Source organism: Pseudomonas sp. WS 5027 (genome assembly GCF_012985695.1).
In the GTDB taxonomy this organism is placed as follows: Bacteria; Pseudomonadota; Gammaproteobacteria; order Pseudomonadales; family Pseudomonadaceae; genus Aquipseudomonas; species Aquipseudomonas hygromyciniae.
On sequence record NZ_JAAQWU010000005.1, the window covers coordinates 1 to 20,010 of the forward strand.

Annotated in this window: 17 protein-coding genes and 1 pseudogene; 6 read left to right on the forward strand and 12 right to left on the reverse strand. The window is 60.0% G+C overall.

The features are described from left to right. Both HBO09_RS08045 and HBO09_RS08050 read right to left on the reverse strand, forming a co-directional pair. Positions 1-652, reverse strand: a pseudogene (locus HBO09_RS08045) (type IV secretion protein Rhs); the annotation flags it as partial. Between the two features lie 176 nt (positions 653-828). After that, positions 829-2,649 carry a sigma-54-dependent Fis family transcriptional regulator gene (locus HBO09_RS08050; RefSeq protein ID WP_169993214.1) on the reverse strand — a complete coding sequence of 607 codons (1,821 nt, stop codon included), beginning with the start codon at positions 2,647-2,649 and terminating at the stop codon, positions 829-831. Positions 2,650-2,910: 261 nt separating this feature from the next. Between HBO09_RS08050 and HBO09_RS08055 the strand changes: the two genes are divergently transcribed. The 6 genes from HBO09_RS08055 to HBO09_RS08080 all read left to right on the forward strand — a co-directional run bounded on the left by HBO09_RS08055 (position 2,911) and on the right by HBO09_RS08080 (position 8,969). Then, on the forward strand, positions 2,911-4,005 hold the full coding sequence (locus tag HBO09_RS08055) for an ABC transporter ATP-binding protein (RefSeq protein WP_169993212.1): 1,095 nt from the start codon (positions 2,911-2,913) through the stop codon (positions 4,003-4,005). Beyond that, on the forward strand, positions 4,005-5,102 hold the full coding sequence (locus HBO09_RS08060; RefSeq protein ID WP_169993210.1) for an ABC transporter ATP-binding protein: 1,098 nt from the start codon (positions 4,005-4,007) through the stop codon (positions 5,100-5,102). Before HBO09_RS08055 ends, HBO09_RS08060 begins: the two co-directional genes overlap by 1 nt. Then, positions 5,099-5,965 carry a sugar ABC transporter permease gene (locus HBO09_RS08065; RefSeq protein WP_029293322.1) on the forward strand — a complete coding sequence of 289 codons (867 nt, stop codon included), beginning with the start codon at positions 5,099-5,101 and terminating at the stop codon, positions 5,963-5,965. The genes HBO09_RS08060 and HBO09_RS08065 overlap by 4 nt, the downstream gene beginning before the upstream one ends. 10 nt (positions 5,966-5,975) lie before the next feature. Then, positions 5,976-6,776 carry a carbohydrate ABC transporter permease gene (locus HBO09_RS08070; RefSeq protein ID WP_017735079.1) on the forward strand — a complete coding sequence of 267 codons (801 nt, stop codon included), beginning with the start codon at positions 5,976-5,978 and terminating at the stop codon, positions 6,774-6,776. Positions 6,777-6,786: 10 nt separating this feature from the next. Next, positions 6,787-7,059: a DUF2160 domain-containing protein gene (locus tag HBO09_RS08075; RefSeq protein WP_029293327.1), complete on the forward strand. Its 273-nt coding sequence runs from the start codon at positions 6,787-6,789 to the stop codon at positions 7,057-7,059. Between the two features lie 167 nt (positions 7,060-7,226). After that, on the forward strand, positions 7,227-8,969 hold the full coding sequence (locus HBO09_RS08080) for an ABC transporter substrate-binding protein (RefSeq protein WP_029293329.1): 1,743 nt from the start codon (positions 7,227-7,229) through the stop codon (positions 8,967-8,969). 73 nt (positions 8,970-9,042) lie between these two features. Here the strand turns inward: HBO09_RS08080 and HBO09_RS08085 are convergent, their stop codons facing one another. The 10 genes from HBO09_RS08085 to nuoG form a co-directional block, all read right to left on the reverse strand. After that, positions 9,043-9,357: a transcriptional regulator gene (locus HBO09_RS08085; protein ID WP_169993208.1), complete on the reverse strand. Its 315-nt coding sequence runs from the start codon at positions 9,355-9,357 to the stop codon at positions 9,043-9,045. Then, complete coding sequence (locus HBO09_RS08090; RefSeq protein ID WP_169993206.1) at positions 9,354-9,698, reverse strand: toxin; 345 nt, start codon at positions 9,696-9,698, stop codon at positions 9,354-9,356. Before HBO09_RS08090 ends, HBO09_RS08085 begins: the two co-directional genes overlap by 4 nt. Positions 9,699-9,936: 238 nt before the next feature. Continuing rightward, a complete protein-coding gene (gene nuoN / locus HBO09_RS08095; protein ID WP_029293335.1) occupies positions 9,937-11,400 on the reverse strand; it encodes an NADH-quinone oxidoreductase subunit NuoN in 1,464 nt (487 codons plus the stop codon). Between the two features lie 7 nt (positions 11,401-11,407). Then, positions 11,408-12,940 carry an NADH-quinone oxidoreductase subunit M gene (nuoM, locus tag HBO09_RS08100; RefSeq protein WP_029293337.1) on the reverse strand — a complete coding sequence of 511 codons (1,533 nt, stop codon included), beginning with the start codon at positions 12,938-12,940 and terminating at the stop codon, positions 11,408-11,410. Positions 12,941-12,995: 55 nt separating this feature from the next. After that, positions 12,996-14,849, reverse strand: a complete 1,854-nt coding sequence (gene nuoL, locus HBO09_RS08105) for an NADH-quinone oxidoreductase subunit L (protein WP_029293339.1) — start codon at positions 14,847-14,849, stop codon at positions 12,996-12,998. Beyond that, the gene (gene nuoK / locus HBO09_RS08110) at positions 14,846-15,154 is read right to left on the reverse strand and encodes an NADH-quinone oxidoreductase subunit NuoK (RefSeq protein ID WP_003174727.1); all 309 of its coding nucleotides are present in this window, start codon (positions 15,152-15,154) and stop codon (positions 14,846-14,848) included. The genes nuoL and nuoK overlap by 4 nt, the downstream gene beginning before the upstream one ends. Positions 15,155-15,156: 2 nt before the next feature. Beyond that, the gene (gene nuoJ, locus HBO09_RS08115) at positions 15,157-15,660 is read right to left on the reverse strand and encodes an NADH-quinone oxidoreductase subunit J (protein ID WP_017476146.1); all 504 of its coding nucleotides are present in this window, start codon (positions 15,658-15,660) and stop codon (positions 15,157-15,159) included. A gap of 9 nt (positions 15,661-15,669) precedes the next feature. Then, a complete protein-coding gene (gene nuoI, locus HBO09_RS08120; RefSeq protein WP_003174725.1) occupies positions 15,670-16,218 on the reverse strand; it encodes an NADH-quinone oxidoreductase subunit NuoI in 549 nt (182 codons plus the stop codon). 11 nt (positions 16,219-16,229) lie between these two features. Further along, a complete protein-coding gene (nuoH, locus tag HBO09_RS08125) occupies positions 16,230-17,237 on the reverse strand; it encodes an NADH-quinone oxidoreductase subunit NuoH (protein ID WP_017737147.1) in 1,008 nt (335 codons plus the stop codon). Next, positions 17,234-19,948, reverse strand: coding sequence for an NADH-quinone oxidoreductase subunit NuoG (gene nuoG, locus HBO09_RS08130; RefSeq protein WP_169993204.1), 2,715 nt, complete (start codon positions 19,946-19,948; stop codon positions 17,234-17,236). The genes nuoH and nuoG overlap by 4 nt, the downstream gene beginning before the upstream one ends. Positions 19,949-20,010 lie beyond the last annotated feature (62 nt).

Sequence of the window (20,010 nt, forward strand, 5' to 3'; positions counted from 1 at the left end):
CCGGGTCCTTGAGGATGTCCTGCACCAGCGAAAGGCTGTCCCACACCTCGGAAATGGCTGACCAGGTACCGGCCAATATCCCACTGCCAATAGCGCTCGCCGTGGAGGCCTGCCAGTGCGGTTTGAAACCACTCCACTCCTTGCGCAACCAGGCTTGCAGCTCAACGGTCAAACCGTCGTAGGACGCAAACAGCGCCTCCACCTGCGCTGGCGAAACCCCGCCCTGCACACGCAGCTGATAGCGCCCGCCGGCTGCGCAGTGATGGGAGCCCTTGCCTTGTTCATCCAGTTGGATAAACGTGGAACTGCCGTCATCCAGGCCAAGCACCTGCACCTGGAGATTGCCCAGCGGCACGTCATACACCGACTCGAACTTGCTCTCGATCTTCAGCTCGCCGCCTGCCGGGCACACGGCAACACTGGAAGCAAAATCGGTGTCGGCCATGCTCACCGACACCTGGGAATCGCCGACCCGCAGCACTCGCTCCATGCCCAGCAACGACGGCAAATCCGTGGCATGGCTGGCCTTGTCCAGGGCTTGCGCGTACCAGCTGGTTACCTGCTGGCGATACACCGCCAGGCTCTGGTGAAAGCCGTTCAGCTCGTATTCGATCAGGTCGAGGGGGGATGAATCAGGGGCAGGAGCTGGCATCCATGACGTCTCTGCAAAAGAAAGGCGTCGGAGAATGCCGCAGGAAAAGGGTGGTTGGAGGTGTGGTCTGTTAAATCAGAATGGGCTTACGTGCAGGCAGAATTTGCTCGGTGGGATCGCCGCTTATGCCCACATCAACTAGCGATCGGTCTTAAAGAAAGACGCAGGATTTACGGCTATGGAGCGGCGCGTAATCGTTTGTATAAGGTATTGCGGCTGACCCCCAGCTCCCGCGCCAAGTGGGAGATATTGCCGCCGACCGCTGCCAGTTGTTGCTGCAGATTTTGGCTATCGTCCAGATCGCCCATGACTAGCGGTGCGGGGGGCGAGGCTTGCCCCAGGTCGACAAAAAAATCATCTGGCAGGTGCTCCGGGCGGATCGGCTGGTCTTCGGCCATGGCCAGCGCCACCTGCATCACGCTGCTGACCTGGCGCAAGTTGCCTGGCCAAGGGTGTTGCTCGAATAACGCCAGCACTTCAGCACTGAGTCCGGCCCACTGCGTGGGGTCGCGGTGCTGTTGCCACAGTTGCTTGAATAGCGCCTGTTTGTCACTGCGCTCGCGCAGGGGCGGCAGTTCCAGGGTCAGGCCGCCGATGCGGTAGTACAAGTCCTCACGAAACCGTCCGACCTGCACCTGTTCGCGTAGCGAACGGTTGGTGGCCGAGATAATTCGCAGGTCTACCGGGAACAATTCGCTGCTGCCCACCGGCTGCACGCAGCGCTCCTGCAATACCCGCAGCAGCCGGGCCTGGGTCGGGAGGGGCATGTCACCGATTTCATCGAGAAACAGCGTGCCTTTGTCAGCCTTGCGGATCAGGCCGATGCTGCCCTTTTGGTTGGCGCCGGTGAACGCGCCTTTTTCGTAGCCAAACAGCTCCGATTCCACCAACTCGGCCGGAATTGCCGCACAGTTGACCGCGATAAAAGCCTGCTGGCTGCGGGAACTGGCCTGGTGCAGGGCTTTGACGAAAACTTCCTTGCCCACACCGGTTTCGCCATGGATCAGCAACGGGATGTCTTTTTCCAGTAGGCGTTCGGCCTGGCGCACGGCTTTTTCCACGCGGCTGTCGCCAAAGTGCAGGGTCTTGAGACCGATGGCCACGGCGGCCGGCTCGCTGAAGACCCTGGCTTGCACCGGCGCCTGTTTGGGGCGTTTGAGCAGGCACTGGAAACGGTTGCGCCCCGCAGCTTGTAGGGCGAAGGGCTGGCCTTCGGGTTGGTTGAGCAGCTCCAGCAGCGAGACCTTGAACAGGCTGTCGATCATCACCCTCGACAGGCTGATGCCCAGCAGGTTGTCGGCGCGGCGATTGGCTGACAGCACCTGGCCACTTTCATCGAAGATCAGCAGGCCGGCCCATTGGCTGTCGAGGTTGTTCAGGCCGGTGTTGAAGGTCAGTTGGAAGTGCTCGCCGCCAAACAGGTTGAGAATCAGGCGGTTTTCCACGGTCTGGCTCATCATCTTGACCATACCCAGGGTGTGGGAGGGCGGCAGGTAGCTGTCGCTGGACACATCCAGCACCGCAATGATTTCGCGGTTGGCATCAAAGATCGGCGCGGCTGAACCGGTCATGAAACGGTTGGCCTTGAGGAAGTGTTCGTCATGCTCGATGTGCACCGCCTGGGCGCAGGCCAGTGCCGTTCCGATGGCGTTGGTGCCGGTGGAGCGCTCCATCCAACTGGCCCCCGCGCTGAAACCACGGGCCAGTTTGGGTTCGATAAAGCGCTGGGTGCCCCAGGAGGTCAGGACCTGGCCCTGGTTGTCGGCAAGCATGATCAGGCAGTTGGAATTGCTGAGGATGTTCTCGTAGTAGGGCAGCACTTCTTGGTGGGTGGTCTGGACCAGCGCGTGCTGGCTCTCCAACAGCTGGCTGATCCCCTCGGCGGGCAGTTGGTCGAAGCTGGGGGCGCTCTGGTGATCCAGGCCAAAGGCACGGCAGCGGCGCCAGGAGTCCTGGATGATGGTGTCGTGGGGCAGCAATGGGGCAGGTGCGGCCATGGGGTGACCTTCTTTTATTGTTGTTATGAACCGTGCACCGCTCACCTTGTGGGAGCGGTTTTGCTGAGCTTATTCAGTGTTGTTCAGAACTGTTCATTGTCAACCCGGCGGTTGTTCAATTGTTCAGTTGTGAATGTTCATTTCTGTTCAGCACTGAGCAGCAGTTCTACCTACGCCTCTGTTAAATAAATACTTTTTGTTATTGGCACGAAACTCGCTCTGACCTTGGCAGAACAATTCCAATAAAAAAAAGGGCGTGTCATGTCATTGACCCTGGAACATGTGACTCGTGTCGTCGAAGGCCAGACCTGGATCGACGACGCCAACCTGCGCTTTGAAGCCGGCTCCTTCAATGTGTTGCTGGGCCGTACGCTGTCTGGCAAAACCAGCCTGATGCGCCTGATGGCCGGCCTGGACAAGCCTGACCACGGGCGCATCCTGATGAACGGCGTCGATGTCACCCACAAGCCGGTGCGCTTGCGCAATGTATCGATGGTGTACCAGCAGTTCATCAACTACCCGACCATGACGGTGTTCGAAAACATCGCCTCGCCTTTGCGCCAGGCCGGGGTGTCCAACGAACTGATCCGCAGCAAGGTGCTGGAAACCGCGAAGATGCTGCGCATCGACAAGTTCCTGCAACGTCATCCCCTGGAGCTGTCCGGTGGCCAGCAGCAACGCACGGCCATGGCCCGGGCGCTGGTCAAGGATGCCGAATTGATTTTGTTCGATGAGCCTCTGGTGAACCTGGACTACAAACTGCGCGAAGAGCTGCGTCAGGAAATGCGCGAGCTGTTCAAGGCCCGCAACACCATTGCCATTTATGCCACCACAGAACCCAACGAAGCCCTGGCGCTGGGCGGCACCACCACCATCCTCCACGAAGGCCGGGTGATCCAGAGCGGCAAGGCCGCCGAGGTCTATCACCAACCGCAGACGGTATTGGCAGCCGAGCTGTTTTCCGAGCCTCCGATCAACCTGATGCCAGGGCGTATCAGCGGTAATGAAGTGAGTTTCGCCAACGATGTGCACTTTCCGTTGAACGTGGACCTGCGCCCGATTGGTGAGGGCGAGTTCCGGTTTGGCGTGCGCCCTAGCCATATCAGCCTGGTGCCCAGCAACGATGATGACCTGGAACTGGCGGTGACGGTGGAAGTGGCGGAGATCAGCGGCTCGGAAACCTTCCTGCATGTGCGCAGCGAGCATTTTCTGCTGGTGTTGCACCTGCCGGGAGTGCACGAGTACGACGTGGATGCGCCGATCCGGATCTATATTCCGACCCATAAACTGTTTGTGTTCGATGGCCAGGGCCGTTTGCTCCAAGCCCCCGGGCGCCGTGTCGCGAGGGTTGCCTGATGGCCGAGATCCATTTGCAGAACCTGGCGCATAGCTATAGCCCTACACCCGCAGGGCCTGAAGACTACGCCATTCGCGAAATGAACCACATCTGGGAGCAGGGCGGCGCCTACGCATTGCTCGGCCCCTCGGGTTGCGGCAAGTCAACCTTGCTCAACATCATCTCCGGCCTGCTCAGCCCTTCGGAAGGCCAGGTGCTGTTCGACAGCAAGGTGGTGAATGACCTGACCCCGGAAAAGCGCAATATCGCCCAGGTGTTCCAGTTCCCGGTGGTGTACGACACCATGACCGTGTTCGATAACCTGGCATTCCCTCTGCGAAATCAGGGTATGGCCGAGGCGAAAGTGCACAGCAAGGTGCAGGAAATTGCCGAGGTGCTCGACCTGCAGAGCCTGCTGGGCAAAAAAGCCCGCAACCTCAGTGCCGATGAAAAGCAAAAGGTCTCGATGGGCCGTGGCCTGGTGCGCGATGACGTCTCCGCGATCCTGTTCGACGAGCCACTGACGGTGATTGATCCGCACCTGAAGTGGAAGCTGCGGCGCAAGCTCAAGCAGATCCATGAGCAGTTCAATATCACCATGGTCTACGTCACCCACGACCAATTGGAAGCCTCGACCTTTGCCGACAAGATCGCGGTGATGTACGGCGGGCAGATTGTGCAGTTCGGCACTCCGCGGGAGTTGTTCGAGCGCCCCAGCCATACCTTTGTCGGCTATTTCATCGGTAGCCCGGGGATGAATCTGATTGAGGTGAAGGCCGATACCGGCGGGGTCCGATTTGCCGGGACACATCTGGCGCTGTCCGAGGTGCAGCAACGGGAGCTCGCAGAAAAGGACTACAAGAAACTGCAGGTCGGTATTCGTCCCGAGTTTATCCATGTGTGGGAAGAGCCCAATCCCGACGCGTTGCAGGCCGACGTCACACATGTCGAAGACCTGGGCACCTACAAGATCCTGACCCTCAACCTCGACGGCGCTCTGTTGAAAGTGCGCCTGGCCGAAGACAAGCCGGTACCCGAGGGGCGCGCATCCATCAGCTTCCCGGCGCAATGGCTGATGGTGTATGCCGACGATTACCTGCTGGAGGTGCGGCCATGAACAAGGTGCAGAACAACAAGGCCTGGTGGCTGGTGTTGCCGGTGTTCCTGCTGGTGGCGTTCAGTGCGGTGATCCCGATGATGACCGTGGTCAACTACTCGGTGCAGGATATTTTCGATCAGTCCAGCCGCTATTTCGTCGGGGCCGACTGGTACAAACAGGTGCTGCTGGACCCACGTCTGCATGACTCGCTGCTGCGCCAGTTCATCTATTCGGCATGTGTGTTGCTGATCGAGATCCCCCTGGGCATTGCCATTGCCCTGACCATGCCCACCAAAGGCCGCTGGTCGTCCCTGGTGCTGATTGTGATGGCCATCCCGCTGCTGATCCCGTGGAACGTAGTCGGCACCATCTGGCAGATCTTCGGCCGTGCCGATATCGGCCTGCTGGGTTCGAGCCTGAATGCCATGGGCATCAACTACAACTACGCCGCCAACACCATGGACGCCTGGGTCACGGTACTGGTGATGGATGTATGGCACTGGACTTCCCTGGTGGCGCTGCTCTGTTACTCGGGGTTGCGGGCCATACCGGATGTGTACTACCAGGCGGCGCGGATTGATCGGGCGTCGGCCTGGGCGGTATTCCGACATATCCAGTTGCCAAAGATGAAGAGCGTGCTGCTGATCGCCGTGATGCTGCGCTTCATGGACAGTTTCATGATCTACACCGAGCCTTTCGTACTGACCGGCGGCGGGCCGGGGAATGCGACGACCTTCCTCAGTCAGACCCTGACCCAGATGGCCGTAGGCCAATTCGACCTAGGTCCGGCGGCGGCGTTTTCCCTGGTCTATTTCCTGATCATCCTGTTGGTGTCCTGGCTGTTCTACACCGCCATGACCCACTCCGACGCCAACCGCTGAGGCCGCCAACATGAGCAAGCGCAAGGTCATTCCGCTGCTGATCTACATCCTGTTCCTGCTGGTGCCGATCTACTGGCTGCTGAACATGTCCTTCAAGAGCAACACTGAAATCCTCGGCGGCCTGACGCTGTTTCCGCAGGATTTCACCTTGGCCAACTACAAGGTGATCTTCACCGACCCCAGTTGGTACACCGGGTATCTCAACTCGCTGTACTACGTGAGCCTGAACACGGTTATTTCCCTGACCGTGGCGCTACCGGCGGCCTACGCGTTTTCGCGCTATCGCTTCCTTGGCGACAAGCACCTGTTCTTCTGGCTGCTGACCAACCGCATGGCGCCGCCGGCGGTGTTCCTGTTGCCGTTTTTCCAGCTGTATTCGTCCATTGGCCTGTTCGATACGCATATTGCTGTGGCCCTGGCCCACTGCCTGTTCAACGTGCCGTTGGCGGTGTGGATCCTGGAAGGCTTTATGTCAGGGGTGCCCAAGGAAATCGACGAAACGGCCTACATCGATGGCTATAGCTTTCCGAAGTTTTTCGTGAAGATCTTTATCCCGCTGATTGGCTCGGGGATCGGTGTCACGGCGTTTTTCTGCTTTATGTTTTCCTGGGTCGAACTGCTGCTGGCGCGCACCCTGACGTCCGTCAATGCCAAGCCGATTGCCGCCGTGATGACCCGCACCGTGTCAGCGTCGGGGATTGACTGGGGCGTGCTGGCGGCTGCTGGGGTGTTGACCATTTTGCCGGGCATGCTGGTGATCTGGTTTGTTCGCAACCATGTGGCCAAGGGCTTTGCCCTGGGCCGGGTCTGAGGAAACGATGATGGAATGGATGGCCTGGACCACCCCGACGGCACTGTTTTTTGCGGCGATTGCCCTGTTGCTGGCGGGCATGACCACGTGGGAGCTGCGTTCGCCGAGTATTCCCCGGCGCGGCTTGTTACCGATCAGCACCACCCGTGGTGATCGCTTGTTTATCGGTCTTCTCGGGAGCGCCTACCTGCATCTGCTGGTGATCGGCGTTACCGGCTGGAGCATCTGGGTGGCGTCCGCGCTGTCTGTGGTGTGGCTGTTGTCTGTGATGCGTTGGGGCTGACGCGATGGCCTGTTCCCGTGTAGGAGCGAGCTTGCTCGCGAAAATCGTCAACGATAACGCGGGCAGCCTGGATGCACGCGGTGTCTTGGGGCTTTTCGCGAGCAAGCTCGCTCCTACACGGGGCGGGGCATCTGTCGGACCCGTTTGAAATCAACCAGGAGGTCTCTATGTTCGATAAAAACAATAAGCTGCGACATAGCATTTCATTGGCCGCCGTCTTGGCCCTCAGCGGTTTGAGTGCTGCGGCCTGGGCCGATGCGTACGAAGATGCCGCGAAAAAGTGGATCGGCAGCGAGTTCAAACCGTCCACCCTGACGGAGGCCCAGCAGCTTGAAGAACTGAAGTGGTTTATCAAGGCCGCCGAGCCGTTTCGTGGGATGAAGATCAATGTGGTGTCGGAAACCCTCACCACCCACGAGTACGAATCCAAGGTGTTGGCCAAGGCCTTCAGTGAAATCACCGGGATCAAGCTGACCCACGACTTGCTGCAGGAAGGCGACGTGGTGGAGAAACTGCAAACCCAGATGCAGTCGGACAAGAATATCTATGACGGTTGGGTCAACGATTCCGACCTGATTGGCACGCACTTTCGCTATGGCAAGACCGAATCCATCACCGACCTGATGGCCAATGAAGGCAAGGACTTCACCTCGCCGACCCTGGACCTCAAGGACTTTATCGGTATCTCGTTTACCACCGCGCCGGACGGCAAGATCTATCAGTTGCCCGACCAGCAGTTCGCCAACCTCTACTGGTTCCGTGCCGACTGGTTCGAGCGCGCCGACCTCAAGGCCAAGTTCAAGGAAAAGTACGGCTATGAGCTGGGCGTGCCGGTGAACTGGTCGGCCTACGAGGATATCGCCAAGTTCTTCAGTGAAGACGTCAAGGAAATCGACGGTAAGCGCGTGTATGGGCATATGGACTACGGCAAGAAGGATCCTTCCCTGGGTTGGCGCTTTACCGATGCCTGGTTTTCCATGGCCGGTGGCGGCGACAAGGGCCTGCCCAACGGCTTGCCGGTGGACGAGTGGGGGATACGGGTCGAGGACTGCCACCCGGTGGGGTCCAGCGTGACCCGTGGCGGCGACACCAACGGCCCGGCTGCGGTATTTGCCACGCAGAAGTACGTCGACTGGATGCGCGCCTATGCGCCACCGGAAGCGGCGGGCATGACTTTCTCCGAGTCCGGGCCGGTGCCGTCCCAAGGCAACATCGCCCAGCAGATCTTTTGGTACACCGCCTTTACCGCTGACATGACCAAGCCCGGCCTGCCGGTGATGAATGCCGACGGTACGCCGAAGTGGCGCATGGCGCCGTCGCCACGCGGGCCATATTGGGAGGAGGGGATGAAGCTGGGGTATCAGGACGTGGGGTCCTGGACGTTCCTCAAGTCCACGCCTGAGAAGCAAAAACTCGCGGCTTGGTTGTATGCGCAGTTCGTGACTTCGAAAACCGTGTCATTAAAGAAAACCATCGTCGGCCTGACGCCCATCCGCGAATCCGATATCAACTCCCAGGCCATGACCGACCTGGCCCCCAAACTCGGCGGCCTGGTGGAGTTCTACCGCAGCCCGGCGCGGGTGCAATGGACGCCGACCGGCACCAACGTGCCGGATTATCCACGCCTGGCCCAACTGTGGTGGAGCCACATCTCGGAAGCCGCCAGCGGCGAGAAAACCCCGCAACAGGCATTGGATGGCCTGGCCAAGGATCAGGATGCGATCATGACGCGCCTGGAGCGCTCCAAGGTGCAGCCGATCTGCGGACCGAAGATGAACCCCGAGCGCGATGCCCAGTACTGGTTCGACCAGCCGGGCGCACCGAAACCGAAACTGGCGAACGAGAAGCCCAAGGGTGAAACCGTGAACTATGCGGACTTGCTCAAGTCGTGGGAGGCGGCGCGCAAGTGAGGTAGGAGGAATAGCAAAACGGCACCGTGAGGTGCCGTTTTTGTTGATGTGTGAAAGACCGCTTCACATACGATCAGCTAAGCAACGCTAATCGCTCCACCGTATCCGGAAATTTTGATACCAGTCGAATCAGTGTGGCTGCCTGGGCATTGGGGCGTGCGCGACCTTGTTCCCAGTTTTCCAGGGTGCGTGCATTGGTGCGCAGGTACATGGCAAATACAGCACGGGAAAGATTGAGTTGTTGTCGCACCGCAATGACTTCTTCAGCAGTGAGAGGGGCCAGTTTGTTTTGCTGCACTTGATGGGTACGTAGTGTGACCTTGCCTTGGCGCTCGTTGGCCAATGCATCGAAGCCTTCGACCAGTTCGGAAAAAATGTCACGTTTCATGTGAGTCCTCTCGCGTTGATTTCCCTGTCCAGCATGTGTTTGAGGGCTTTTTTGTGTTGTGGGCTCAAGTCGCTTTGCTCGTGCTTGCCGTACAGCGTGAACAGCCAAAATTGAGTGCCGCCAGACCACCAGTAGTAGATGACTCGTAATCCACCCCGTTTGCCTTTGTTTCGTCGTTCATCGACGAAGCGCAGCTTGCGTAACCCACCGGTGCCTTCCATCACGGCTCCCGCTTCGGGATTCTTCATTAGCTCCTGTTGAAAGCCGTGAAACAGTTCGTCAGTCAGGTAGTCCTTGCGGTACCGCTCAAAGGGCGGCAGTTCGATAAATAGAGCATCCATGTTCTGTACGTAGCCTGCGTATAGTTTGGTGGCCCATCTGCCAGGGGTCAAGTGAGCCTGACGTGGGATTCTTCCTAAAGCGCATACACCATACGAGCGGCTCCGGCAGGTAGATGCCAGACACGGAGGCATTTTATTAAGGAATATTCCTTGAGCTGGGCAGGGAGCTTGAACCTTTCCCAGAAACGCAAAACGGCACCCTAAGGTGCCGTTTTGTTTACTGCTTGAGCCTAAGCGATCAACCCGCCATCACCGCATGCTGCACCAGGGTGAGCAACGGTTGTGGGTAGACACCCAGGAAGAACGCCAGCAGGGCAATGGCCAGCAGCATCACGCCGCCTGCTTTCTGTTCCCAGTGCAACTCGGCATCCACACGGCGCAGGTTTGGCTCGATCAGGTACAGGGTGACCATCACGCGCAGGTAGTAGAACACGCCGATGGCACTGCCCAGCACCAGGGAGGCAACCAGCCACCACTCGTGGGCTTCGACACCGGTCGCGACGATGTAGAACTTGCCGATAAAACCTGCGGTCAGCGGGATACCGGCCAGGGACAGCATCATCACGGTCAGCACGGCGGTCAGGTACGGACGGCGCCAGAACAGGCCGCGGTATTCGTACAGGGCATCGGCGTCACGGCCTTTGTAAGGCGAGGACATCAGGGTGATTACGCCGAACGCGCCGAGGCTGGTGATCACGTAGGTGACCAGGTACACGCCGATGGCTTCCACGGCCAGGCCTTTGCTCGCCACCAGGGCGATCAGCAGGTAGCCGAAGTGCGCGATAGACGAATAACCCAGCAGACGCTTGAGGTTGTTCTGGGTCAGGGCCAGCAGGTTACCGAACAGGATCGACGCGATGGCGATCACGGTCAGCACATCACTCAGCACGCCGGTGTTGGCGGCAGGGGAGATCTGGAACAGACGCACCATCACCGCGAACACGGCGACTTTCGAAGCGGTTGCCAGAAACGCGGCCACTGGCGCCGGGGCGCCTTCGTACACGTCTGGGGTCCACAGGTGGAACGGTACCAGCGACAGCTTGAACGCCAGGCCGATCAGCATCATGGCCAGGCCCAGTTGGGCGATGGGCGCAGGCATGCTGGTGGTGGCCAGGGCGTGGCCGATACCGCTGAAGCTCAGGCTGCCGGCTTCGGCGTAGAGCAGGGCCATACCGAACAACAGGAACGCGGAACCTGCGGCCGACAGCACCATGTACTTGATGCCGGCTTCCAGGGAGCGCTTGTTGAAGAAGGCGTACGCCACCAGGCCGTAGGTCGGGATCGACAGCAGTTCCAGGCCGATGAACAAGCCAGCCAGATGCTGCGCGCTGACCAGCACGATACCGCCGGCCGCAGCCAGCAGGATCAGCAGGTACAGTTCTTCGCGGTTGCCCGGGTAGCCAGTGCCGCCTTCGCCGAGGTAGGCATGGGCGAGGGTGACGCAGGCCAGTGTCGCAACGAGGATCAACGCGGTGTACAGCAGCGCGAAGTCATCGATCATGACCAGCGGGGTCACCGCCAGTGGGGCGACCTTGAGTGCCGGGATAATCGACAGCAAGGCCAGGTTCAGACCTGCGGTGGACAGCAGGAACGTCTGCGAGTGATTGCGGCGCCAGGCGATTGCCAGCATCACCACCACAATGGTGAGGCTGGTAATCAGCAGCGGCGCAAGCGCGATAAAGTGTTGGATCGTGAATTCCATAGCGCTCTTACCGGGCCGAAGCGAGTTGAGTGAAGGCGGTGCTCAACCACTGCTGCACGCCATGCATCGTGGCGGCAGAGGTGTCGAGGAACGGTTGCGGATACACGCCGATGTACACCAGCAGTACCGCAAGGCCGAGCACCATGATCAGTTCGCGAGCATCCATCCCTTTGAGGACGGCGTCCGACTTGGTCGGGCCGAAGTAGGCGCGGTGGATCATGATCAGCGAGTAGACCGAACCGAACACCAGGCCGGAAGTGGCAATCGCGGTGATCCATGGCGCACTGACGAAGCTGCCCATCAGGATCAGGAACTCACCGACAAAGTTACCCGTACCCGGCAAGCCCAGAGACGCGGCGGCAAAGAACAGGCTGATCGCCGGCAGGTACGCGATACGCGACCAGATGCCGCCCATCTCACGCATGTCACGGGTGTGCAGGCGCTCGTACAACTGGCCACTGAGGATAAACAGTGCGGCGGCTGAAACACCGTGAGCCAGCATCTGGATCACCGCGCCTTGCAACGCCAGCTGGCTGCCGGAGTAGATGCCGATCAGTACGAAACCCATGTGGGAAACGGACGAGAAGGCAATCAGACGCTTGATGTCGGTTTGCGCGAAGGCCAGGAATGCACCGTAGAAGATCCCGATCAGACCCAGGGTCATGGCGATCGGCGCAAACTCGGCCGAAGCATTCGGGAACAGCGGCAGGGCGAAACGCAGCAGGCCGTAGGCCGCCGTCTTCAACAGGATACCGGCCAGGTCCACGGAACCTGCGGTTGGTGCCTGGGCGTGAGCGTCAGGCAGCCAGGAGTGGAACGGCACCACTGGCAGCTTCACTGCGAAGGCGATGAAGAAACCGAGCATGAGGATGTACTCGGTGGTCATCGACATCTTGGTTTTCAACAGGTCGGCGTAGTTGAAGGTGATCACGCCGGTGTTGTTGAAGTTGACCAGGACCAGGCCCAGGATCGCCACCAACATGATCAGGCCGGAAGCCTGAGTGAAGATGAAGAACTTGGTCGCCGCGTAGATCCGGGTTTTCTTGCCGTCCGAAGAACTGTGACCCCAGAGCGCGATGAGGAAGTACATCGGCACCAGCATCATTTCCCAGAAGAAGAAGAACATGAACAGGTCGAGGGCGAGGAACACGCCGACAACGCCGCCCAGGATCCACATCAGGTTCAGGTGGAAGAAGCCCACGTGACGCTCGATTTCTTTCCAGGAGCAGAGTACCGAGAGGATACCCAGCAGGCCGGTCAGCAGGATCATCAACAGCGACAGGCCGTCGAGGGCCAGGTGCACGTTGATGCCGAAGCGTTCGATCCAGACGTGCTTGAATTCAAGCGCGAAGGTTGGATCGACACCCGGTGCCGGAGCAAATGAATAGTCGCCATGGGCCCACAGCCAGAGGCCGAGTGCGAGTTCCAGGGACATGGTCAGCAACGCAATCCAGCGGGGCAGGGTGGCGCCGAAGCGTTCACCCATCCAGCAGAGCAGGCCGCCGATAAAGGGGATCAGGATTAGCCAGGGCAGAATCATGACGGGCTCGTTTCCTTTCGCAAGTTCGCAAAGTACGCAGTGCACTTAAACATAGTCAGACCGCAACCACGACGATGGCGCCGATCACCAGCACGGCACCAGCAGCCATGGAAGCTGCATACCAACGCAATTGGCCGGTCTCGGTGCGGCTCAGGGCGGTGTGACCGGCCTTGGCAGCACGCGGGATCAAACCAATGGTCTGGTCGAGCGGGTCTTTGCGCAGTACATGGCTGATCGCAAGGTAAGGCTTGACGAACAGTTTGTCGTAGATCCAGTCGAAGCCCCAGGCGGCGAACCACCAGGCCGAAAGGAAGCGGCCAATGCCACTGTTGGCCACGGCAGTGACGAAGCGACGCTTGCCGAGGAACAGCATGGCCGCCAGCAGGATACCGGCGATGGCAATGGCGCCCGAGGCGATTTCCAGGCTGTGCTTGGCGTCGCCGCCAGCATGCCCGACGCTTTGTGGCAGTACGCCAGCCAGTGGCGGGGTGATCATGGCGCCGACGAAAGTCGACAGGATGATCAGCACCGACAGCGGCAGCCAGTGGGAGATGCCGTGGCCTGCGTGGGCTTCGGTCTTGGCTTCACCGTGGAACGTGATGAAGATCAGGCGGAAGGTGTACAGCGAGGTCATGAACGCACCCACCAGGCCGGCGTACAGCAGGCCTTGGTTACCGCTGGCAAAGGCTTCCCAGAGGATCTCGTCTTTGGAGTAGAAACCTGCGGTCACCAGTGGCAGGGCTGCAAGCGCGGCACCACCGACGATGAAGCTGGCGTAGGCCAGCGGCAGTTTCTTCCACAGGCCGCCCATCTTGAAGATGTTCTGCTCGTGGTGGCAGGCAACGATTACCGCACCTGAAGCGAGGAACAGCAGGGCCTTGAAGAAGGCGTGGGTCATCAGGTGGAAGATCGCGCCGTCCCAGGCGCCAACGCCCAGGGCCAGGAACATGTAGCCGATCTGGCTCATGGTCGAGTAGGCGAGGATTCGTTTGATGTCGGTCTGCACCAGCGCGGCGAAGCCGGCCAGCACCAGGGTCACGCCACCTACGAGGCCCACCAGGTGCAGGATTTCCGGCGCCAGGGTGAACAGACCGTGGGTACGGGCGATCAGGTAGACACCGGCGGTCACCATGGTGGCGGCGTGGATCAGTGCCGATACCGGGGTAGGACCGGCCATGGCGTCTGCCAGCCAGGTTTGCAGTGGCAGTTGTGCCGATTTACCGACAGCGCCGCCCAGCAGCATCAGGGTGGCCAGGGTGATCCAGAAGTCGCCGACCTGGAATTTCTGCGGTGCCAGCACCAGCAGTTCCTGGATATTCAGCGTGCCCACCTGTTGGAACAGAATGAACAGGCCGATGGCCATGAACACGTCGCCGATCCGGGTCACGACAAAGGCTTTGAGTGCCGCGTTACCGTTGTTGCGGTTGCTGTAGTAGAAACCGATCAACAGGTACGAGCACAGGCCCACGCCTTCCCAGCCGAAGTACAGGAACAACAGGTTATCGCCCAGCACCAGGAACAGCATGCTGGCGATAAACAGGTTGGTGTAGGCGAAGAAGCGCGAGTAACCGGCCTCACCGCGCATGTACCAGGACGCGAACAGGTGGATCAGGAAACCCACGCCTACCACCACGCCGAGCATGGTGATCGACAGGCCGTCGACGTAGAGAGCGAAGTCAGGCTTGAAGCCCTCGACCGCCATCCACTGCCACAGCACCAGGGTGTAGTGACCGGCTTCGGGTGGTGCAACGTTGAATTGCCAGATGACGTAGGCGGCGACAATCGCCGACAGGCCAATGGAACCCACGCCGACCAGGGCCGAAAGGTTTTCCGACCAGCGTCCACGGGAGAACGACAGCAGCAGGAAACCGATCAGGGGGAATACGAAAGTCAGAAAGATCATGTTCATCCGCGCATCTCACTGGCAGCGTCGATATCAAGCGTGTGGAAGCGACGATACAGTTGCAGCAGGATCGCCAGGCCAATACTGGCCTCGGCGGCTGCCAGGCTGATCACCAGGATGAACATGACTTGTCCATCCGGCTGGCCCCAACGTGCACCTGCCACGATGAACGCCAGTGCTGCAGCGTTCATCATGATTTCCAGGCTCATCAACACGAACAGAATGTTACGGCGAACCATCAGGCCGACCAGGCCAAGGCAGAACAGGATGCCGGCGACCGCCAGACCATGCTCCAAAGGGATAGCAGGCATCGTCATTGCTCCTTGGCTTCGTTGCGGCCCAAGTGGAAGGCAGTGATGGCTGCAGCGAGCAGCAGCATCGAAGCCAGTTCGACCACCAGCAGGTACGGGCCGAACAGGCTGATGCCCACGGCCTTGGCGTCTACGGTGGTGTGGCCGATGGCCTGGCCGCTCTGGTGAGCGAACAGTACATACAGCAGCTCAGCCAGCAGCAGCGCTGCCAGGATTACCGGGCCAAGCCAGATGCCGGGCTTGAGCCAGACGCGCTCCTGGGCGACCGAAGCTGGCCCCAGGTTGAGCATCATCACCACAAACACGAACAGCACCATGATGGCGCCAGCGTAGGCGATCACTTCCAGGACACCGGCAAACGGTGCGCCGAGGCTGAAAAAGGTCATGGCCACGGCGATCAGCGAAATGATCAGGTAGAGCAGGGCGTGCACGGGGTTGGTGTTGGTGATCACGCGAAGCGTGGACACCACTGCAATACCCGATGCGAAATAGAAAGCGAATTCCATCTTTCTTCCTTAAGGCAGCAAGCTCTTCACGTTGATCGGCTCGGCTTCGTTTTGTGCGGCGCCCTTGGGCTTACCGGCAACGGCCATACCTGCAACACGATAGAAGTTGTAATCAGGGTTTTTACCGGGACCGGAGATCAGCAGATCTTCTTTCTCGTACACCAGGTCCTGACGTTTGAACTCGGCCATCTCGAAATCCGGTGTCAGCTGGATCGCGGTGGTCGGGCAAGCTTCCTCGCACAGGCCGCAGAAAATGCAGCGCGAGAAGTTGATGCGGAAGAAGTCTGGGTACCAGCGACCGTCTTCGGTTTCAGCTTTCTGCAGGGAGATACAGCCCACCGGGCACGCCACGGCGCACAGGTTGCAGGCTACGCAACGCTCTTCGCCGTCGGGGTCGCGGGTCAGTACGATGCGGCCGCGATAGCGCGGCGGCAGGTACACCGCTTCTTCCGGGTATTGCAGGGTGTCGCGTTTGCGAAAGCCATGGCCGAAAACCATCACCAGGCTTCGCAACTGGGTACCGGTACCCTTAACGATGTCGCCAATATATTTGAACATGGGTCAAATCCTCACTGAACCGCGCCCGCTGGCGTGTTCAACAACACAACGGCAGCAGTCACCAGCAAATTGATCAGGGTCAGCGGCAGGCAGAAGCGCCAGCTGAAATCCATCACCTGGTCGTATCGTGGACGCGGAATGGAAGCGCGCAGCAGGATAAACAACATGATGAAGAACGCGGTCTTGAGGAAGAACCAGAAGAACGCCAACTGCGGCAGGATGCCGAACGGACCGTGCCAGCCGCCGAAGAACAGCGTGACCAGCAGGGCCGAGATCAAGATGATGCCGATGTACTCACCGACGAAGAACATGCCCCATTTCATGCCGGCGTATTCAATGTGGTAACCGTCGGCCAGTTCCTGTTCCGCTTCCGGCTGGTCGAAGGGGTGACGGTGAGTCACGGCCACACCAGCGATGAAGAAGGTACAGAAGCCAAAGAACTGCGGAATGATGAACCACAGGTTCTGCGCCTGGTACTCGACGATGTCGCGCATGTTGAACGAGCCAACCTGCACCACGATGCCCATCAGCGCCAGGCCCATGAACACTTCGTAGGACACAGTCTGGGCCGAAGCCCGCAAGCTGCCCAGCAGGGCGAACTTGTTGTTACTGGCCCAACCGGCGAACAGTACCGCGTAGACCGACAGACCGGCCATGGCGAAGAAGAACAGCAGGCCGATGTTCAGGTCCGCCACACCCCAGGTCGGGGTGATCGGGATGATCGCGAAGGCGATCAGCAAGGCGCTCATGGCCACGACCGGTGCCAGGGTGAAGATCACCTTGTCGGCAAACGGCGGGGTCCAGTCTTCCTTGAAGAACATTTTCAGCATGTCGGCAGCGATCTGGAACATGCCGAATGGGCCAACGCGGTTCGGACCGTAACGGTCCTGCCACCAACCCAGCAGGCGACGTTCGACGAAGCTGAGCAGGGCGCCCGCGACGACCACGGCCAACAGGATCACGATGGCCTTGACCACCGAGATGATCACGTCGATCACTTCAGGAGTGAACCAAGTCATTGCGCTGCCTCCTGCAGACCGTCAACGGTTTTGCCAAAGATTGCCGGTGGAATCCCGGCGAGGCCTTTTGGCAGTGCAACCAGGCCAGCACCCAGCTCATCATTGATGCGCAGCGGCAGACGCAGGGTCTGGCCGGCTACGTTCAAGCTGAGCAGGGCACCGTCGTTGACGCCCAGGCGATCGGCTTCGGACTTGGCCACGGACACGTAGGCTTGTGGAATGCGCTCTTGCACCGGTGCGGCTTTGGAAGAGGTCTCTTCGCTGCCGAACAGATGGAAGAACGGCACAACCTGCCAGGTACCCTGGGCCGGGTTGAACGGACGCGGTACGGCTGCGAACCAGTTCAGCGAGTCACCGGTGCTTTCGATCAGGCGGGTGCCTGGGTCGCCAGCGCGGATATGACCACCGACTTCGTCCTGGAACTTGTTCCAGGCCTGCGGCGAGTTCCAGCCCGGCGACCAGGCAAACGGCACCTGTTGACGCGGCTCGACCGAACCCGAATAACCTTCCATGGAGAAGGCGAACGCAGTGTCGTTGTCTTGTGGGGTACGCGGTTCGTGCACGCTGATATCAGCACGCATGGCGGTACGCCCGGAATAACGCAGCGGTTCACGGGCCAGCTTCATGCCCTTGATCCGGAACGCGGCGGACGGTGCAGCATCGACGATACGCGCCAGTTGCGGTGCGCTCGCGGCGACGGCTGCGGTGACATGGTCGAGCTGGGTCCAGTCGATCGGCTGGTTCAGCAGGGTTGCGCGCAGGGCATGCAGCCAGCGCCAGCCTTCGTGAACCAGGATGCTGGCGTCCATGTACTTCGGATCGAACACCTGGAAGAAGCGCTGGGCGCGGCCTTCCTGGCTGACCAGGGTACCGTCGCCTTCAGCGAAGGTAGCGGCTGGCAGTACCAGGTGGGCACGGTCGCTGGTGGCAGTCTTCTGGTGATCGGCGACGATCAGGACTTTGGCGGCGTTCAGTGCCGCGTCAACCTTGGCGGTATCGGTGCGGGTGTACAGGTCGTTTTCCAGCACCACGATGGCGTCGGCATTGCCGTCGATCACCGCTTGCAGGGCCGCGTCCACGGACTCGCCGCCGAGCATGGCCAGGCCAAGGCTGTTGGCTTCCGGCACGACCAGGCTGATGGAACCGTTCTTCTCGCGCAGCTTCAGGGCTTTGGCGATGTTGGCGGCGGCTTCGATCAGCGCTTTGGAACCCAATGAGGTACCGGCAATGATCAATGGACGCTTGGCCGCCAGCAGGGCGTCGGCGATGCGCTGGGCCAGGGCCACGGCTTCTGCGTCCAGGCCTTCGACGGCAGGTGCGCTGGCGTCAAGGGCGTGGGCCACGGCGAAACCGATGCGGGCCAGGTCATCTGGCGCTGCGTGCACGCATTCTTCGGCGATATCGTCGAGCTTGGTTTCAGCCAGACTTGCGATAAACAGCGGGTTCAGCGCGTGCTGGCCGATGTTTTTCACCGCAGCGTCGAGCCAAGGCTGCACGCGCATGGCGTCGGCCATTTCTTCGGCCTTGCCTTTGACCGACTGGCGCAGGGACAGGGCGATGCGGGCAGCGGTCTGGGTCAGGTCTTCACCGAGCACGAAGATTGCGTCGTGGTCTTCGATGTCGCGCATGTTCGGCACTGGCAGCGGGCTGTCGTTCAGCACCTGGAGGACCAGGCGGATGCGCTCCAGCTCACCGGCTTCGATACCACTGTAGAAGTGCTCGGCACCGACCAGCTCGCGCAACGCGTAGTTGCTTTCGAGGCTGGCGCGTGGCGAACCGATACCGACGATGTTGCGCCCGCGTAGCAGGTCAGCGGCTTTATCCAGCGCGGCGTCCAGGCTCAGCTTGGCGCCATCGGCCAGCAACGGTTGGCGCGGACGGTCTTCGCGGTTGACGTAACCATAGCCGAAACGGCCACGGTCGCACAGGAAGTACTGGTTGACCGAACCGTTGAAGCGGTTTTCGATGCGACGCAGTTCGCCGTAGCGCTCGCCCGGGGAGATGTTGCAACCGCTGGAGCAGCCATGGCAGATGCTCGGCGAGAACTGCATGTCCCACTTACGGTTGTAGCGCTCGGAGTGAGTCTTGTCGGTGAACACACCGGTCGGGCAGACCTCGGTGAGGTTGCCGGAGAACTCGCTTTCGAGCACGCCGTCTTCAACGCGACCGAAGTACACGTTGTCGTGGGCGCCGAAGACGCCCAGGTCGGTGCCGCCGGCGTAGTCTTTATAGAAGCGTACGCAGCGATAGCAGGCGATGCAGCGGTTCATTTCGTGGGAAATGAACGGGCCCAGTTGCTGGTTCTGGTGGGTACGCTTGGTGAAGCGATAACGGCGCTCGTTATGGCCGGTCATCACCGTCATATCTTGCAGGTGGCAGTGACCGCCTTCCTCACAGACCGGGCAGTCGTGGGGGTGGTTGGTCATCAGCCACTCGACAACGCTGGCGCGGAACGCCTTGGATTCTTCATCGTCGATGGAGATCCAGGTGTTGTCGGTGGCTGGCGTCATGCAGGACATGACGATACGACCACGGGTGTCGTTTTCGTCGGTGTACTGCTTGACCGCACACTGGCGGCAGGCACCGACGCTACCAAGCGCGGGGTGCCAGCAGAAATAAGGGATGTCGAGGCCTAGTGACAGACACGCCTGTAACAGGTTGTCTGCCCCATCGACTTCGAGCGCTTTGCCGTCTACGTGGATAGTGGCCATGGTTCAAAGTTCTTCGTTGGCCCGTTGTCAGCGGGCGTGGCTAATGGAATCTTGTTATTCAT

Excerpts from the sequence above, each read along its gene's own strand:
- nuoM (WP_029293337.1), bottom strand. The coding sequence starts at position 12,940 with ATGATTCTGCCCTGGCTAATCCTGATCCCCTTTATCGGCGGCCTGCTC.
- HBO09_RS08055 (WP_169993212.1), top strand. The coding sequence starts at position 2,911 with ATGTCATTGACCCTGGAACATGTGACTCGTGTCGTCGAAGGCCAGACC.
- HBO09_RS08085 (WP_169993208.1), bottom strand. The coding sequence starts at position 9,357 with ATGAAACGTGACATTTTTTCCGAACTGGTCGAAGGCTTCGATGCATTG.
- nuoG (WP_169993204.1), bottom strand. The coding sequence starts at position 19,948 with ATGGCCACTATCCACGTAGACGGCAAAGCGCTCGAAGTCGATGGGGCA.
- HBO09_RS08075 (WP_029293327.1), top strand. The coding sequence starts at position 6,787 with ATGGAATGGATGGCCTGGACCACCCCGACGGCACTGTTTTTTGCGGCG.
- HBO09_RS08050 (WP_169993214.1), bottom strand. The coding sequence starts at position 2,649 with ATGGCCGCACCTGCCCCATTGCTGCCCCACGACACCATCATCCAGGAC.
- nuoH (WP_017737147.1), bottom strand. The coding sequence starts at position 17,237 with ATGACTTGGTTCACTCCTGAAGTGATCGACGTGATCATCTCGGTGGTC.
- HBO09_RS08080 (WP_029293329.1), top strand. The coding sequence starts at position 7,227 with ATGTTCGATAAAAACAATAAGCTGCGACATAGCATTTCATTGGCCGCC.
- HBO09_RS08070 (WP_017735079.1), top strand. The coding sequence starts at position 5,976 with ATGAGCAAGCGCAAGGTCATTCCGCTGCTGATCTACATCCTGTTCCTG.
- nuoJ (WP_017476146.1), bottom strand. The coding sequence starts at position 15,660 with ATGGAATTCGCTTTCTATTTCGCATCGGGTATTGCAGTGGTGTCCACG.
- HBO09_RS08060 (WP_169993210.1), top strand. The coding sequence starts at position 4,005 with ATGGCCGAGATCCATTTGCAGAACCTGGCGCATAGCTATAGCCCTACA.
- nuoL (WP_029293339.1), bottom strand. The coding sequence starts at position 14,849 with ATGAACATGATCTTTCTGACTTTCGTATTCCCCCTGATCGGTTTCCTG.
- HBO09_RS08065 (WP_029293322.1), top strand. The coding sequence starts at position 5,099 with ATGAACAAGGTGCAGAACAACAAGGCCTGGTGGCTGGTGTTGCCGGTG.
- nuoK (WP_003174727.1), bottom strand. The coding sequence starts at position 15,154 with ATGCCTGCTATCCCTTTGGAGCATGGTCTGGCGGTCGCCGGCATCCTG.
- HBO09_RS08090 (WP_169993206.1), bottom strand. The coding sequence starts at position 9,698 with ATGGATGCTCTATTTATCGAACTGCCGCCCTTTGAGCGGTACCGCAAG.
- nuoN (WP_029293335.1), bottom strand. The coding sequence starts at position 11,400 with ATGGAATTCACGATCCAACACTTTATCGCGCTTGCGCCGCTGCTGATT.
- nuoI (WP_003174725.1), bottom strand. The coding sequence starts at position 16,218 with ATGTTCAAATATATTGGCGACATCGTTAAGGGTACCGGTACCCAGTTG.